Genomic DNA, 15,027 nt, shown 5'->3' with positions numbered 1-15,027 from the left:
CTTTATCGGTGGCGGCGCTCCTCCTCTTCCAGCAGGGCCTGCAAGGTGTCCAGGCGCGCACCTTCGCAGGCGATCACCGTGCCGTGTTCGAACACGCGGCGTGACAAGCCGGTGAGAACGGCGCCGGGGGGCAGTTCGATCTGCAGGCGCACGCCGCGCTCATAGGCGCTTTGCACGGTGCCGCGCCAGTCGACGACGCGGCACATGTTGAAGGCCAGGTCGTCGCGCAATTGCGCAGGGTCGCGGATCGGCCGCGCCCGGGTACTGCTCAAGTAGCTGATGCGCGGTGCATTGAGCGTGACGAACGCTTCAGCCAGCACCTGGGCCGGGCGCTCCAGCAGCGCGCAATGGGACGGCACGCTGACGGCCAGGCGCTTGGCGATGCCGTTGCCTTTGACGCGCTGGGCGACACGCTGCATCGCTTCATCGCTGCCGGCGATCACCGTCTGGTTGTCGGCGTTGATATTGGCCAGGTACACCGGGGTTTCGGGACTATGGATGTCGGCCAGCAGGGTTTCGACAGTGGATAAATCCGGGCCGATCAGGGCGGTCATGCCGTAGCCCTGTGGATAAGCCTGCTGCATCAGTTCGCCACGCAGGCTGACCAGCCGGACGGCGTCGGCAAAGTCCAGGGCACCGGCAATCACCGCCGCCGGGTAAGCGCCGATGGACAAACCCGCCACATAATCCGGCGTGCGCGCCAACAGGCGCGCATGGGCCACACCCGCAATCAACAGGCACAACTGCACAGCGCGGGTACTGACCAAGGCCCGCGCAGAGTCGAGTGGGCGAACGTCTTCAGCCAAGGCCTCGCTGGCTTCGTCCAGCACCGACGCGGGCAAATGCCGAAGCATGCCAGGGCGTTGCGCGCCCTGCCCCGGAAACACCAGCAGGCTGCTCATATCAGCGCCTGCCAGGGATCGATGACCAGGTGCGCGCCGCTGGCGGTTTTGAGTAATACGCGACGTGACGAGCCGGCCCATTCGCGCAAGGCGACGGCGCCAAACGGGGTTTGCAGTTGCAGGTCCACGGCGCAGACCACCGTGTCCAGGATCGCTAGCAAGTCCCCGGCGTCGCGTCGCCCCAGCGGCTCGGGGGTGTGCAGGATCAAATCCAGATCGCTGGCGTCATGCAGCGCTTCGATGCCCGTGGCCAATTCAAAACCCGCACTGCCGCTGACGCCCCAATCCTTCTGCGCCAGCAGCGGCCGCAGTTGAGCCAGCGCCTGCAATGCCGGCAAATCCCGTGGCGATGTCACCTCGCGCAGGGCTTGCGGCGTCACGCGCCGCCGCACCAGCGCCAGCGGCATCTGCGCGGCGAAACGCTGCTCGCGCAAACGCCCACGCACGCCGACCGCCACCTGCCCCGGTTGCGCAATGGCGCGGCGGACCACCACCGGCTGCCCGGCACCGAGCGCCTCCAGCACCCAGGCCGGCGCATCGGCAGGCACATGCGCCGGGGTCATGCCCCAGAGCAGGTCGTGGGCGTTCACCATTGCGCCCGCAGCAGTTGGCGCACATGGCTGGAGGCGGCGCGATGGGGCGCACCCAGGCGACCGCTCAAATCGCGGCCATCGACATCCTTGATCGCACTGACCAGGCAGTCACTGACCCGCGCCACATCGTCCTTCGTCGGCTGTTCAATCTGGCTGACCGACAAGGTCTCCCAGAGCAAACCGAGGCTGGCATAACTGTCGATGTCATAGGCCATCGGCGGCACACTGGCGGCCAGAGCTTCGAGCTCTTCGACGCTGCGCAGGGTCACCCGCGCCGCCGAGGCCTTGCCCATGGCGTGAACCATCACGCCGGGGTCGCGCAGGGCGATCAGGCGGTTGGCCTGGTAGCCGTGCGCGAGGAACGCGCCGGACATGGCCTTGCCCACCAACAACCCGATCACCGGGTGCCCGGCCAGACGGGCCCGAGCGTAGCTGTCGACCGCGGCGGCCAGGGCTTGATGGATGCCGAGGGCTTCTTCGCGACGGCCATAGGCCTGGCTCGGCACATCGACGATGGCGATCAACGGGCGCTGGTCGCCGCTCGCAATGGCTTCATCCACGACTTTGGCCAACCCCCAGCCTTCGAGCAGGCCGACTTCGCCATTGCGTGCGCGGGGGAAGCGGTTTTGCGCGTCGGGGACCACGGCGATAAAGCGCACCTTGTGTTCACCCAATACGCCATCGGCGACTTTCAGCGAGTCCGGCAACCCTTCCACGGGTTGGGCGCCGGCACTCAACGCGTTGAACCACTGCAAGCCTCTCATGAGTGTTCTCCCTGATACAGATCGCGAACCGTCGCCGGGTCGATTTGCGGTTCGGCGTCCAGTTCAGCCAGGCGCGCCAGATAGAAGTCGGCACGGCGACTGCGTTGTTGAGCGGGCAAGCCGAGCTGCAATAATGCACTGACGGTCTGCTGAATCTGCGCGACATCGTCCGCCACGTAACGGTCGGCCAAGCCGCTGTTGAAGCGTTGTTCGCCACCGGTCAGGCTCCAGATAAAGGGCCGGTCGCGGGAATCGTATTCATCCAGGCCGGCTTCCTGCTCGATCACCTGCGGACCGTTCAAGCCCAGGCGCGCTTCGCGGGTCACCAGCAGATAGCTGCACAGCCCGGCGGCGATGGACATCCCGCCAAAGCAACCGACGCTGCCCGCCACCACGCCGATCACCGGCTGATACTGGCGCAGATCGACAATCGCGGCGTGGATATCGGCAATCGCCGCCAGGCCCAGGTTGGCTTCCTGCAGGCGCACGCCACCAGTTTCCAGCAGCAGCACGGCGCGGGTCGGGATGCCGTTGCGGTTGTCTTCGGCCGCCAGTTCAAGGGCGCCGGCGATTTTTGCGCCGCCGACCTCACCGAGGCTGCCGCCCTGGAAGTTGCCTTCGATCGCGGCGATCACCACCGGCTTGCCGGCGATGTTGCCTTTGGCGATCACCACGCCGTCGTCGGCCTGGGGCACCACGCCCTGACGGCTGAGCCAGGGCGACATGACCCGTTCGAACGGGTCGATCAGTTCGCGGTAAGAACCTGCGTCCAACAAGGCCTTGGCCCGCTGCCGTGCGCCCAGTTCGACGAAGCTGTGTTTGCTGAGCAAGTCAGTCATGGCCGATCTCCTCGAAGCCTTGTTCCAGGCGCAGGCGCACCACGCCGGGCGTGGCACCGAAGTCGTGGATATCAATGTTCAACGCGGGCGGCGTGTGCTCCTGGAAGATCCGCTCGAACAGGTGCTGCCAGCGCTGTTCGGCGCCATTCACCGAGGTCTGTACCTGAATGCTCAGGATGCCGGGCGTGCCCGGTTCCAGCAGCACTTCGAGGTCGCCCGAACCGACACACCCCACCAGCGCGCGACCTTTGGGCGGCTGCCCGGCGGGAAATTCAAAGGATAAGGTTTCCATCAAAACGCTCCATCGAGGCGGTCGATAAACAGGCAGGCGGCCAACAGGTCGGCGGCGCCGCCGGGGGAGGCATTCAGGGCCAACAGCTGTTGGTCGAGTTCGTGCAAATGGCGGCGACCGGCCAGGGTCGCGCTGCCGCCTGCGTCGAGCACCGCTTGGGCGCCGTGTTGCATGGCGTGCAGGCCCGCGGTGCCGGCGCGGTAGAGCACGCAGGTGTCGGCCAGGGCGGTCATGATCGCGAGCAACGCATCCAGGCGCGCGTTCTGTTCACCGGCCTGTTGCTGGCGGCTTTTGTGCAGTTGCGGCAGGCCGCGTTGCAACACCGAGGGGAAACCCAGTTGGGCTTCCTCACGGGCACCGCGTGCGCCGTAGCGTTGCGCCACCTGCGCGCCGTGGCTCATGGGTTGCGGGGCATGGCGATCGTCGAGCAGGGCCAGTTTTGCCGCTGTCAGGGTTACGGCATTCGGGTGACGGGATTGGGGTTCCAATGCTGCTGCCGCAGTGAGTAAGCCGAGGGCCCAGATCGCACCGCGATGGGTGTTCACGCCGAGGGTGGTGACAAGCATCGCCTGTTCACCCTCACGACCGATGCGGCCGAGGGCTTCGCGCAGGGGCAAGCCGACTTCACCGATGTCGCGGGCGGCTTCGGCCATTGCCAGGAACATCGGCCACAGCGACAGCGCCGAGGCATGCATCAGACCCAGGTGCAAATCGCGGTGGGCACCGTTGCCACGACGGTCCACCAGGGCCGGTTTGGGCGACAGGTCGGCTTCGTCGATCAGCGCGTCGACGGCCAGGTCCGCCAGGCGTTCGGCAACGCTGAGTGGGTGCAGTTTGAGGGCGCGCATTTACCAGCTCCTGAACTTGGCGGGAGGGTTGTACAAACCGCCGGACCACTCCACCAGGTCGGCCACGCTCTTGGCGGCCAACAACTCGCGGGTGGCGTCGGTGCGGCGGATGCCGAGGTCTTCGGGCCAGGCGATCAGGCCCTCACGACGCATGCGCGCGGTGTCCTTGGGGTTATGGCGCATGCCGATGGCGGTCACCCCGGCGACGGCGGCGATCATCGCCTGGCGCTCTTCCAGGGAGCGCGCCTTGTACAGGTAGGCGATGCCTTCTTCGGTGAGCAAGTGGGTGACGTCGTCACCGTAGATCATGATCGGTGCCAGGGGCATGCCGCTTTTGCGCGCCACCTCCACCGCGTCGAGGGTGCTGACGAAGGTCGGTTTGCCGCCTTCCTGGAACGTCTCGACCATTTGCACCACGAGCTTTTTGCCGCGCTCCAAGAGTGCTTCGGGAGCATCCTCGTGACGCATGTCGAGCCAGGCCGGGGTGCCATGGCGGCGGCCGCGCGGGTCGTGGCCCATGTTCGGCGCACCGCCGAAACCGGCGAGGCGCCCGCGGGTGACCGTGGAGGAATGCCCGTCGCCATCGACTTGCAGGGTGGCGCCGATAAACAGGTCCACCGCGTATTGGCCGGCCAGTTGGCAAAACATGCGGTTGGAGCGCATGGAACCGTCGCGGCCGGTGAAGAACACATCCGGGCGGGCGGCGATGTAGTGCTCCATGCCCAGTTCAGTGCCGAAGCAATGCACGCTTTCGACCCAGCCGCTTTCGATGGCGGGGATCAGCGTGGGGTGTGGGTTGAGGGTCCAGTTGCGGCAGATCTTGCCCTTAAGGCCCAGGGATTCGCCGTAGGTGGGCAGGATCAATTCGATGGCGGCGGTATTGAAGCCGATGCCGTGGTTGAGCGACTGCACGTTGTGTTTTTCGTAGATGCCGCGGATCGCCATCATCGCCATCAGCACATGCACCGGCTTGATGTGGCGCGGGTCACGGGTGAACAGCGGTTCGATGTAGAACGGCTTGTCGGCCACCACCACGAAGTCGACCCAACTGGCCGGGATGTCGACGCGGGGCAAGTCGGTGACATCATCCACCAACTGATTGACCTGCACGATGACAATGCCATCGCTGAACGCTGCCGGCTCGATCAGCGCCGGGGTGTCTTCGGTACTCGCGCCGGTGTAGATATTACCGGCGCGGTCGGCCATGAAGCCGGCCGAGAGCACCACATTGGGGATCAGGTCCACCACCAGCCGGGCGTAGAGTTCGATGTAGGTGTGGATCGCGCCGATTTCCAGCAGGCCGTCTTCCAGCAACTGGCTGATGCGCAGGGATTGGGTGCCGGCGAAAGAGAAGTCGAGCTTGCGCGCGATGCCCTTTTCAAACAGGTCCAGGTGCTCGGACCGGCCGACACTGGGCATGATCATGTGCAAGTCGTGGAGCTTGGCCGGATCGGCCTTGGCCAGGGAGCGCGAGAGGAAATCCGCCTGCTTCTGGTTATTGCCCTCCAGCACCACGCGGTCGCCGGGGAGGATCAGGGCTTCGAGGGCCTCGACGATTTTGTCGCTGGGCAGCACGGCCCCATCCGCATACTGCTTGACCAGCCCGAGCCGCCGCTGCTTCTCGTCGCGCCGCCGCGTCCAGCGCGAGTCGGGGGTAATTATTGTTGTCATGGTCGCTCCACGGGTTTGCTGTCGTGGGCTGTACCTTAGGAGTGATTCAAAGGGGCATCAATCAAGCTGGGCGGCGGATCGTTACGGCTGGAGTAATGAATCGACGACAGACACGGGGTTAAGCCTAATGGGGAGCAACATGCCCCCCAAAGCAGCCCACGGCGCTACTCGAAGCGAGGTAAATGCGGAACCACCGTCGGCTTTTGCGCACTCACCCATGCGTCGAACCCTCCGGTGATCGATGTTACGTGCAGGTAGCCCATATCAAGCAGCGATACAGCCGCGAGTGCTGCACGACCACCCGTTTTGCAGTACAGCACGACCTTAAGGTCCCGCGAACTGAGTGCGGTATCGTTGGACAGTTTAAATTCCAGCATTCCGCGCGAGGCATGCACAGCGCCCAAGATATGACCTGCGGCATACTCGTCGGCTTCACGTACATCAATAAGTACATCCGCATTCTGGATAGCCAGGTCAACGTCTTCGATGGCAACTTCTTCGATACGGGCTTTAGCGTCTACTACAAGATCGTGGGCAGTTTTAATCATGGTATTTGGGAAGCGTCCAGTTGGGAGAGTTAGCCGACGTTCAAAGCGGCGCCGCAACACCTGCGCGGCTGCCATCGGTATTAATCATGTGGTCGGCCATTTCGGAAAACATACGTTGCAGCTTCGCATTCAGGACTGCGTCATCCACCTGCTCGTTGATTGCCTGACACATGCACAGCATCCATTCGTCGCGCTCGACAATACTGACTGCAAAGGGCGCATGTCGCATGCGCAAACGCGGGTGGCCACGTTCCTGTTGAAACAGTGGCGGACCGCCAAGCCAGCCACTCAGGAACTTGAATAGACTGTCGGCGCTGCCGGCAAGACTCGGCGGGTGCATCTGGCGCACTCTTCGCGCCTCGCACAGCACCTCCATCAATTCGTAAAAGCGGTCGACCAGTTTATGGATACCCGCCTCTCCCCCTAACTGGAGATAAGTACTGGTGTTGTTCTTATGCACGGTACTCAATAGTTCAGTCATATCGTCAGCACTCAATGTTGGAACTTTATCCCGCGGGCAAGCGCATGTGTCACACAGCACTGCCATTGGCAGATGACGCCGCCGTCGTTTATCGCAACGGGCCATGACCAGGCAGTTAGCACGCGCCATGCCAAGAGCGGAAATGTGTTTTTTATTGATTGATAACAAATACTTAACTATTCGAGCTCGAAGATGGCAGATGCGTTGGCAGTCACATCTTCTGCCAATCGGCTATGACGGCAGTGGTTGGCAGTCAGGGTGCGGGCGAGCGCCTACGACGTGTGGCAGGCCGAGCATTGGGAGCAGCGGATTGATTGAGCTCTGAAGACGAGCGCTAACCTGTGTGGGAGGGGGCTCGCCCCCGATGGCAGTGGCTCAGTTACAGATACTGAGACTGACACACCGCCATCGGGGGCAAGCCCCCTTCCACATTTGTTCGGTGGTGTCTTTTAAATAGCGGTCCCCAAAAGGGAGTGATCAGTCGCTGTTTGGGAACGTTTCAAGATGCTGGAGAAGGGCTGACTTGATCCCGCGCTCTGTCGACCAGCAACTACCCCAAAGCCGCCATTTGCTGGATTCCGAGCATGATTGCGCGCTGCGAGCGACACGTTCATGCAGGGCGCAAAATATTGCAGGAAGAATCCGAACGCTGACTCATAACAACTCCATCACCACCTTGACCGCTCCAAGACCTTCGAGGGCGTAGCTGTTGTACTCATACACGCCCCCCTGAATATCCAACCGAAGCACGCCCTCATGCTCACTTACTTGCACATCGGGTTCTTTGGTTTTCAGAAATGGATGAGCCGACACCAACCCTGTGAGTATTTCCTGATCACTCCCCAGGTCCTTATGAACGTAGTACCTGTAGGAAAAGCCCACCGTCGCACCACCCTGCCCATCCCGCGCGCCGTAGATTGAGGTGCCGTTGCCCAAGGAATGTTTCAACACCACCTCATCCAGATCCGGTGTCCCGGGCGACATGACCCAACTGCCCGCGATATAAATCAGGCAGACCACTAACAGGCAGTTACGCAGGATCGGTATGAAGCCTTCAGTGGCCTTGAGAAATCGCATACTCAATACCTCTCCTTATCCAATATTGATCTCGCGGGTCATCACCAAAAGGATCACCTCCCCACCATGATCCAAAATCCGGATGGGTGGTTTTTGCGATGGTCTGAGCAACACCAGCGGCGCGCAGCAACACGTGCTCAGGAATGCCCAACACCGTACCAGTTGCACCGTAATTGAAGTTACCAAAAGCCTCGTATTGGCGCCCTCGCTTCTTGTAGTTCCATGGCCCGGCAGCTCTGACCTGAGAATAAAACCAGGAGTAGGCGAACGCCGAGCCTGACTGGAGATGAACACGCTTGCATTTGGCTATTGCCATATTTTCTAGAAGTGAAACACCAGGCGGCATTAACGGTACAGCCATGTGCCGGTCCTTGTTGGCAGTGAGGGGTGCTGAAATTAGCATCCCACTCAGGCCAGAAAACCTGCCCAATCAAAGTAAAGAAATTGCCTACATAAACAACATCCCATTCCGACAGAGGCTCGCCCCCGATGGCAGTGGCTCAGTTACAGATACTGAGACTGACACACCGCCATCGGGGGCAAGCCCCCTCCCACATTTGTTCGGCGGTGTCTTTTAAATAGCGGTCCCCAAAAGGGAGTCCCATTCAGGCCAGAAAACCTGTCCAATCCAGGCAAAGAACTTGCCTACATAAACAACATTCAATTCTGACATCAGTGCGCTCAACGCCAACCTGTGTGGGAGCAAGCCCCCTCCCACATCGGGATCATCGCAAGGCTTATGTTCAGGCCAGGCCGGATTCAACCAGCAGGGCTTCTAACCCCATCAAATCCGGCACTTTCGCCACATGCTCCCCCACCTGCACCGCCGCCAGTTCCAGCGGGCACAGCGGCACATCCACGTAGCTCAACTGGCTATCGAGTTTGTAGGAGCGGGGAATCCCCTGGATCACCATCGCAATGAACTTCAATGACGGCCGCCCGCCCAGGGCGTTCAGCACGACGATGCGCGAGCGCTCGCCGGTCACGCTGGCTTCACCGCAGGCCGCTTCGAAGCTGATCAGCGGCAATTGCCGGTCGCGCCAGGTCACTTGCCGCAGGTACCAGGGCGGTGCGTCGCTGGCCGGTTCGCCGCGCTGGAAGTCGATCAGTTCAGCGATGGCGACGTTGGGCAGCACCAGGTGGCGGTCGGCGAGGGGCAGGAGCAGGCCGGTGAGTTGGCTGGTGCGGTGGTCAAGCATGGGACTTACTCCAATAGGCGATGCTTTCCAGCAGCACCGACTCCTGATACGGCTTGCCGAGGTAGTCGTTGACGCCGATGGCCATGGCGCGGTCGCGGTGCTTCTGGCCGGTACGGGAGGTGATCATGATGATCGGCAAGCGCATCAGCCGTGGGTCGTTGCGCACCTGGATGGCCACTTCGAAACCGTCCATGCGCGGCATTTCGATGTCCAGCAGCATCAGGTCCGGGGTGTGTTCTTCCAGCACGGCCATGGCGTCGATGCCGTCCTTGGCGGTGAGGACGTTCATGCCGTTGCGCTCGAGCAGGCGGCTGGTGACTTTGCGCACGGTGACCGAGTCGTCCACCACCAGCACCAGCAGCGGGCGCTTTTTCAGCGGCGCGTTGAGCAGCAGCGGGACGTCCACCACCTGGGCCGGCAAGGCCGGTTGCCGGGCGCGGATGTGGGCGAGCAGGTCGATGATCAAGACCACGCGGCCATCGCCGAGAATGGTCGCCCCGGAGAGCCCCTTCACCCCGGCAAACTGCGGCCCCAGGCCCTTGACCACGATTTCCCGGCTCCCCGCCATGCTGTCTACCTGCACCGCCACGTGCCGTTCGTTGTACTGCACCAACAGCACCGGCAACGGTTGGTACTGGCCCAGCAGTTTCGGGCGGGCGACCGTGTGCAACAGGTCACCGAGGTAAAACAGCTCATAGCGCTGGCCAGCGTATTCATAACGCGGCGGGTCCAGTTGATAGTGCCCTTCCAGCTCATGGGGCAGCACACGCACCAGGCCTTCGATGGTGTTGAGCGGCATCGCGTATTGATCGTCCGCGCACTGCACCATCAGCGCACGGTTGACCGACACGGTGAACGGCAGGCGAATACGAAAATGCACGCCCGCCCCCGGTATCGAATCGATAAACATCGAGCCGCCAAGCTGGCGCACTTCTTCATGCACCACGTCCATGCCCACGCCACGCCCGGAAATCTGGGTGATCTTTTCCGCGGTGGAGAACCCCGGCTGCAGGATGAACTGCAACACGTCATGGTCGCTGATCTCTTGATCAGCGGCGAGCAGGCCGCGCTTGATCGCCTTGCGCCGTACCGCATCGAGAGACACGCCGGCACCGTCGTCGCGCAGGTCGAAGAGGATATCGCCGCCTTCGTGGGTCAGGTCCAGGGTGACGCGGCCCTTCTCGGGCTTGCCGGCCAGCAGCCGCGCCTCGCGGGATTCCAGGCCGTGATCGACGGCGTTGCGCAGCATATGTTCCAGCGGCGCGACCATGCGTTCCAGCACGTTGCGGTCCATCTCGCCCTCGGCATTGCCGACCACGAATTCCACGTCCTTGCCCAACTCCTGCGCGACCTGGCGCACGATGCGCTTGAGGCGCGGCAGCATGCGTTCAAAGGGCACCATGCGCGTTCGCATCAGGCCTTCTTGCAATTCGGTGTTGATGCGCGCCTGTTGCTGCAACAGGTCGTGGGCATCCTGGTTGCGGCGTTCGAGGGTTTCCTTGAGGTCGAGCAAGTCGGAGGCAGACTCGAACAACGCCCGGGACAGTTGCTGCAACTGTGAATGACGGTCCATTTCCAGCGGGTCGAATTCGTCATAGTCCAAGCGCTCGGCTTCGGCCTGCTGACGGCTGAAGAGGCGGCCCTGGGTTTCGCTGTCGAGCCGACGCAGTTGGTCGCGCATGCGCTCGAGGGTGGTTTCCACCTCATTGAGGGCAACCTGCGCGTCGTTGACCTGCTGTTCGATTCGGCCACGGAAGATCGAAGTTTCACCGGCCAGGTTGACCAGGTCGTCCAGCAGGTCGGCGGAGATTTTCACCATGTCGGCCGTCGGTTCGACAGCCGCTTCGGCCTTGCCCGTCACCAACGCCACCGCCGCCACCGGCTCATCGCTGGGGTGGACCAGGCTCTTGATGCGCTCGATGAGTTTGTCCACCGAGCCCACCGGCAAGCCCGCCGCCACCGCATCGATCATCTGCGCCAGGCGGTCGTGACAACCTTGCAGCAAGGCGAACAACTCAGAGGACGCCACGAGCAAACCGGAGGACAAGCCTTCGTAGAGAAACTCCAGCTCATGGGCCAAGTCGCCGATCGGGCCGATCTCGACCATGCGCGCACCGCCCTTGAGGGTGTGCAGGTCGCGCAGCAGGGTTTCGACTTCCTGGCGGTTATGGGGCTCAGCCTGCCAGCGCAGCAACGCCGCGCCCGAGCTGTCGAGAATGTCGGCAGCTTCTTCGAGGAAGATATCCAGCAATTCAGGGTCGATGCCCAAGGTATGCGCGGCCGCGACCGGCGCCGTGGGCGAACCGCTGTGGCGCAACGCCCGGACTTTGGCGATCAACTCACTGGAATCGCTCAGCGCCTGATGCTCTTGTAGCTGATCCAACTGCAACGCCAAGTGCTCATGACTGGACATCAGTACCTGGGACAGCTCGCCGGAATAGCTGTAGCGGCGGTCCGCCAGACCTTCGTAAAGGCCTTCCAGCTCGTAGGCAAGGTCGCCGACCGGCCCGATTTCGGCCATGCGCGCGCCGCCCTTGAGGGTGTGCATATCGCGCTGCAACGAGGTCAACGGTGCTACGCCCTCGGGTTCCAGCAACCAGCGCTTGAGGGATTGCCCGGCGCTGTCGAGGATATCCACAGCTTCTTCGAGGAAGATCTCGACGATCTCATCATCTACCACCGCGTGCCGATCCAGCCGGGCCGTCGCGGCGCCCAGTTCGGAGATGCTCAGCGCACGGCTGCCGTCGCTTTTGATCAGGCCGGTGGCGGACGGGTCGAGGGCGCCATCCAGCAGCTCGCGCAAGGCTTGCATGCGCGCCGGGGCCGGGCTGATTTCCTGGCCGGCGGCCAGTTGGTCGAGCATGTTGATCAGCGCTTCGTGGGCCTGTTCGGCCTCCTGGAAAAACCGCTCGCTGACCGCCAGGCTGCTTTCTTCCACGGCGCCGTAAAGGTCGAGCAGGGCTTCGCACAGTTCGTCGATGGCGTGCAGGTCGGCGAGGTGCGCGCCCTGCCCCAGGGTGGTCAATTCGTCCAGCAGCGCGGTCAGTTCCTGGCGTTCGCCGGGGTGTTGTTGCCAGCGGCGCAGCAGGCTTTCGGCATCGAGCAGGATGTCCATGCCCTGGGCCAGGAAGTTGTTGATCAGTTGCGGATCACGCTTGATCCGCAGCCCGGTGCTCGGCGCTTCGAGCTGGGCTTGAAGCTGCTGATCGAGCAGGCTTTGGGTGCGACCGATCAGGTCGGCGGCCCCTTGGATCGGCATCAGCGGGTCGCCGTTCAACTGGCGCAAGCCCCGTTGGAACAGGCCCTCGGCCTCCAGCAGCAGTTCCACTTCATCCAGGTCCAACGGCAGGCGGTGGGCCTTGTACTCGCGGGTCAGGTGATCGAGCGGGCGCGCCAGTTCGGCGATCGGCAGCACGCCGGCCATGTAGGCGCTGCCTTTGAGGGTGTGCAAGGCGCGTTGCAGCTCATCGCTGACTTGCAGCGGCACATGCTCGGCGGCCTGGCGCAGGAAATGGTTGAGGCTGTCGAGGTGGCTCTGGACTTCGTTGCGGAAGATCTCCAGCAGCATCGGGTCATGGGGTTCGGCAGCCGCCACGGCAGTGCCGCTGGCCAACGCGTGGGCGCGCGCGGCCAGGGCGTCGACCGCGTCCCGCTGGCGCTGGGCACCGGCGGCGAAGTCGGCGATCAGTTCCGGCAGCAGGGCCACTGCTTCATCCAGCACCTGTTGCACCTCGGGGCCGGCGGCCACGCTGCGCTCCAGCACGCGGTTGAGCAGGTTCTCCACGGCCCAGGCCAGTTCCGCCAGCACCAGGGCCCGCACCATGCGGCCGCTGCCTTTGAGGGTGTGGAAGGCACGGCGCATTTCGCCGAGGGCGGTTTTATCGACGCCGCTCGGCAGATGGTGGTGCAGCACCTCGAGGACTTCGGCGGTCTCTTCGAGGAACACTTCACGCAGTTCGTCGTCGATCGGCTCTTCACCGGCCGGCGGCGGCAGCAGGCTGCCGGGGCGTTGCAGGGCGGGCGGGTTCAAGCGCGAAGCGGGATTGGCCAGCGCGTCGAACTGGGACTGGCTCGGCGTGCTCTCGCTCGACAGCGCACCATCCGGCGCCACCAGCGCCTGGCGCCAGGGCTTTTCGGCAGGCAGATAACCCAGCGCGGCCAGGCCCCGGGTGGCCAGCTCCAGCACCCGTTCGCCAGCGGCGTCGGGGTCTTGGAGCATGCGCTCCAGGTAGTACTCCAGGCCGCTGATCACGTCGGCGAAATGCTCCAGCTGCTCTGCGGACGGCACTGCGTCGTTGATCATCAGTTGTTCATCGACGTAATCAGTGCAACCGCGCATCAGGCTCGCTGCGCGTGGCAGTGGAATCATCGCCAGGGCGCCGCGCACCTGGCTCAACAGCTCCGGCAGGGACTCCAGGCGCTGGCGCTCCCACTGAGCGTCGATGCAGTCGATCACCAGCTCTTTGGCTTGCTTGAGGCACTGGCAGGACTCGCGGATCACCAACTGATGAATCTGCGTCAGGTCGGTGGTGGGCAGGCGGCTTTCTTCGCGGTTTTCCGGCTCGACCGTGCCCGCCATCCCGGCCAGCGTGGCTTCGACGTAGAGCAAGGCGCCGGCGACATCCATCAGCACCGCATCGTTGGGTTCGCGCTGGCCCTGGGCCAGGCTCAACACCACCGCAAGCTGGTCGATGATAACTTTGCGCGGCTGGCCAAAGCCCAGCACCGCGAGGGTATCGGCGATTTGCCGCAGCGGCGCCAACAGCGCATCGAGGTCGCTGGTGTGTTGACGGTCGCTGCGCACGAACAGGTCGAGGCGTTCCTTGACCCGCACCAGCTCCTCGCACAACGCGCCGAGCACCGAGCCCATCGCATTGCGGTCCGGCCCGGCCAGGCGCGCCCGTTCGGCATCAACCACGGCGCTGTCGGGCAAGGCTTCATCGAGGCCGTAGCGTTCTTTCAGGCTTTGCATGCGCGGCGTTGGCCGGGTGACTTTGGCGACGTAGAACAGCAGGCTCTTGAGCAGTTCATCCGGCGCCGGCTGGTTGATGCCGCCAATGCCCTGGACGAGCAGGCGCTTGAGTTGCTTGTCGCTGGCCTTGAGTAGGCTGCGCAGCGCCGGGCTGTTGGCGATCACGCCGGTCAACATGCCCTCGACCAGCGCCGAGGTGACTTGCCACAGCGGCAACAGCGGCGCGCCCTGGCACAGCGCTTCGAGGCGGGCGAAGACTCGCGCCATGTCTTCCAGGTTGCTCGGGCCGTGATCTTCGCGCAGCAACCCGGCCAGGGCTTGTTGCAGCAGCAGGTGCCACTGGCGCACTTGCTCGTTCAGGTCGGGCGGCGCGCGTTGCGCCAGCGTTTCTTCGGACAACGGAGCAATCGACAGCAGTTGCGGGCTGAACAGGCTGGTTTCGGACAACAGGCTTTCGCCGCGCGCACTGCGCAGGTCGTTGAGCAGCGGCAACACCACCAGCGGCAAGTCGCGACGCGCGCTGTGGATGCGGTCCAGGTACAGCGGCAATTGACCGAGGGCTTGTTGTAGCAGGCGGATGCTTTCATCGCGCTGGCTGACGCGCCCGGCCTGCAGGGCCAGAGCCAGGGCTTCGATTTCTTCGGCGAGCAGCGCCGCGCCGTAGAACTCGACCATTTGCAAGGCGCCATGCACTTGATGGATGCACGCCAGGCAGTCGCCGAGGGTGTCGTTGTCGGTGGTTTCGACAAACGCGTCCAGCGCCGAACGGGCCTGTTTCAGGGTTTCGGCAATGTCGCCCTTGACCCATTCGAGGGCCACGTAGTCGTGCCGATCAACCATA

Annotated in this window: 13 protein-coding genes; all 13 read right to left on the bottom strand. The window is 63.4% G+C overall.

The window, feature by feature from the left end; genetic code table 11:
• Window positions 1-2: 2 nt before the first annotated feature.
• The gene (gene mdcH / locus AC07W0_RS09495) at window positions 3-902 is read right to left on the bottom strand and encodes a malonate decarboxylase subunit epsilon (RefSeq protein ID WP_102617730.1); all 900 of its coding nucleotides are present in this window, start codon (window positions 900-902) and stop codon (window positions 3-5) included.
• Window positions 899-1,495 (bottom strand): malonate decarboxylase holo-ACP synthase, encoded by a 597-nt coding sequence (locus tag AC07W0_RS09490; protein WP_102617731.1) that lies wholly within the window; start codon window positions 1,493-1,495, stop codon window positions 899-901. The genes mdcH and AC07W0_RS09490 overlap by 4 nt, the downstream gene beginning before the upstream one ends.
• Window positions 1,489-2,259 carry a biotin-independent malonate decarboxylase subunit gamma gene (gene mdcE / locus AC07W0_RS09485; RefSeq protein ID WP_017844985.1) on the bottom strand — a complete coding sequence of 257 codons (771 nt, stop codon included), beginning with the start codon at window positions 2,257-2,259 and terminating at the stop codon, window positions 1,489-1,491. Before mdcE ends, AC07W0_RS09490 begins: the two co-directional genes overlap by 7 nt.
• A complete protein-coding gene (locus tag AC07W0_RS09480; RefSeq protein ID WP_102617732.1) occupies window positions 2,256-3,098 on the bottom strand; it encodes a biotin-independent malonate decarboxylase subunit beta in 843 nt (280 codons plus the stop codon). Before AC07W0_RS09480 ends, mdcE begins: the two co-directional genes overlap by 4 nt.
• A complete protein-coding gene (locus tag AC07W0_RS09475) occupies window positions 3,091-3,390 on the bottom strand; it encodes a malonate decarboxylase subunit delta (RefSeq protein WP_046381769.1) in 300 nt (99 codons plus the stop codon). Before AC07W0_RS09475 ends, AC07W0_RS09480 begins: the two co-directional genes overlap by 8 nt.
• Complete coding sequence (locus tag AC07W0_RS09470; RefSeq protein ID WP_102617733.1) at window positions 3,390-4,238, bottom strand: triphosphoribosyl-dephospho-CoA synthase; 849 nt, start codon at window positions 4,236-4,238, stop codon at window positions 3,390-3,392. The genes AC07W0_RS09475 and AC07W0_RS09470 overlap by 1 nt, the downstream gene beginning before the upstream one ends.
• Window positions 4,239-5,909 carry a malonate decarboxylase subunit alpha gene (gene mdcA, locus AC07W0_RS09465; protein WP_102617734.1) on the bottom strand — a complete coding sequence of 557 codons (1,671 nt, stop codon included), beginning with the start codon at window positions 5,907-5,909 and terminating at the stop codon, window positions 4,239-4,241. It lies immediately after the preceding gene.
• A gap of 164 nt (window positions 5,910-6,073) precedes the next feature.
• Window positions 6,074-6,454, bottom strand: a complete 381-nt coding sequence (locus tag AC07W0_RS09460; protein WP_046385155.1) for a rhodanese-like domain-containing protein — start codon at window positions 6,452-6,454, stop codon at window positions 6,074-6,076.
• Between the two features lie 43 nt (window positions 6,455-6,497).
• Complete coding sequence (locus tag AC07W0_RS09455; protein ID WP_046487987.1) at window positions 6,498-6,938, bottom strand: group II truncated hemoglobin; 441 nt, start codon at window positions 6,936-6,938, stop codon at window positions 6,498-6,500.
• 654 nt (window positions 6,939-7,592) lie between these two features.
• On the bottom strand, window positions 7,593-8,015 hold the full coding sequence (locus tag AC07W0_RS09450; RefSeq protein ID WP_102617735.1) for a hypothetical protein: 423 nt from the start codon (window positions 8,013-8,015) through the stop codon (window positions 7,593-7,595).
• Window positions 7,993-8,376 carry a polymorphic toxin type 44 domain-containing protein gene (locus AC07W0_RS09445; protein ID WP_079444867.1) on the bottom strand — a complete coding sequence of 128 codons (384 nt, stop codon included), beginning with the start codon at window positions 8,374-8,376 and terminating at the stop codon, window positions 7,993-7,995. The genes AC07W0_RS09450 and AC07W0_RS09445 overlap by 23 nt, the downstream gene beginning before the upstream one ends.
• Window positions 8,377-8,758: 382 nt before the next feature.
• Window positions 8,759-9,214: a chemotaxis protein CheW gene (locus AC07W0_RS09440; protein WP_017844993.1), complete on the bottom strand. Its 456-nt coding sequence runs from the start codon at window positions 9,212-9,214 to the stop codon at window positions 8,759-8,761.
• On the bottom strand, window positions 9,207-15,026 hold the full coding sequence (locus AC07W0_RS09435; RefSeq protein WP_102617736.1) for an Hpt domain-containing protein: 5,820 nt from the start codon (window positions 15,024-15,026) through the stop codon (window positions 9,207-9,209). Before AC07W0_RS09435 ends, AC07W0_RS09440 begins: the two co-directional genes overlap by 8 nt.
• Between the last annotated feature and the right edge of the window lies 1 nt (window position 15,027).

The sequence above is a fragment of the Pseudomonas sp. GW704-F2 genome (assembly GCF_059423025.1).
The sequence above is the reverse complement of the archived record's forward strand: the minus strand, read 5'-3'. Positions and strand labels throughout refer to the sequence as shown.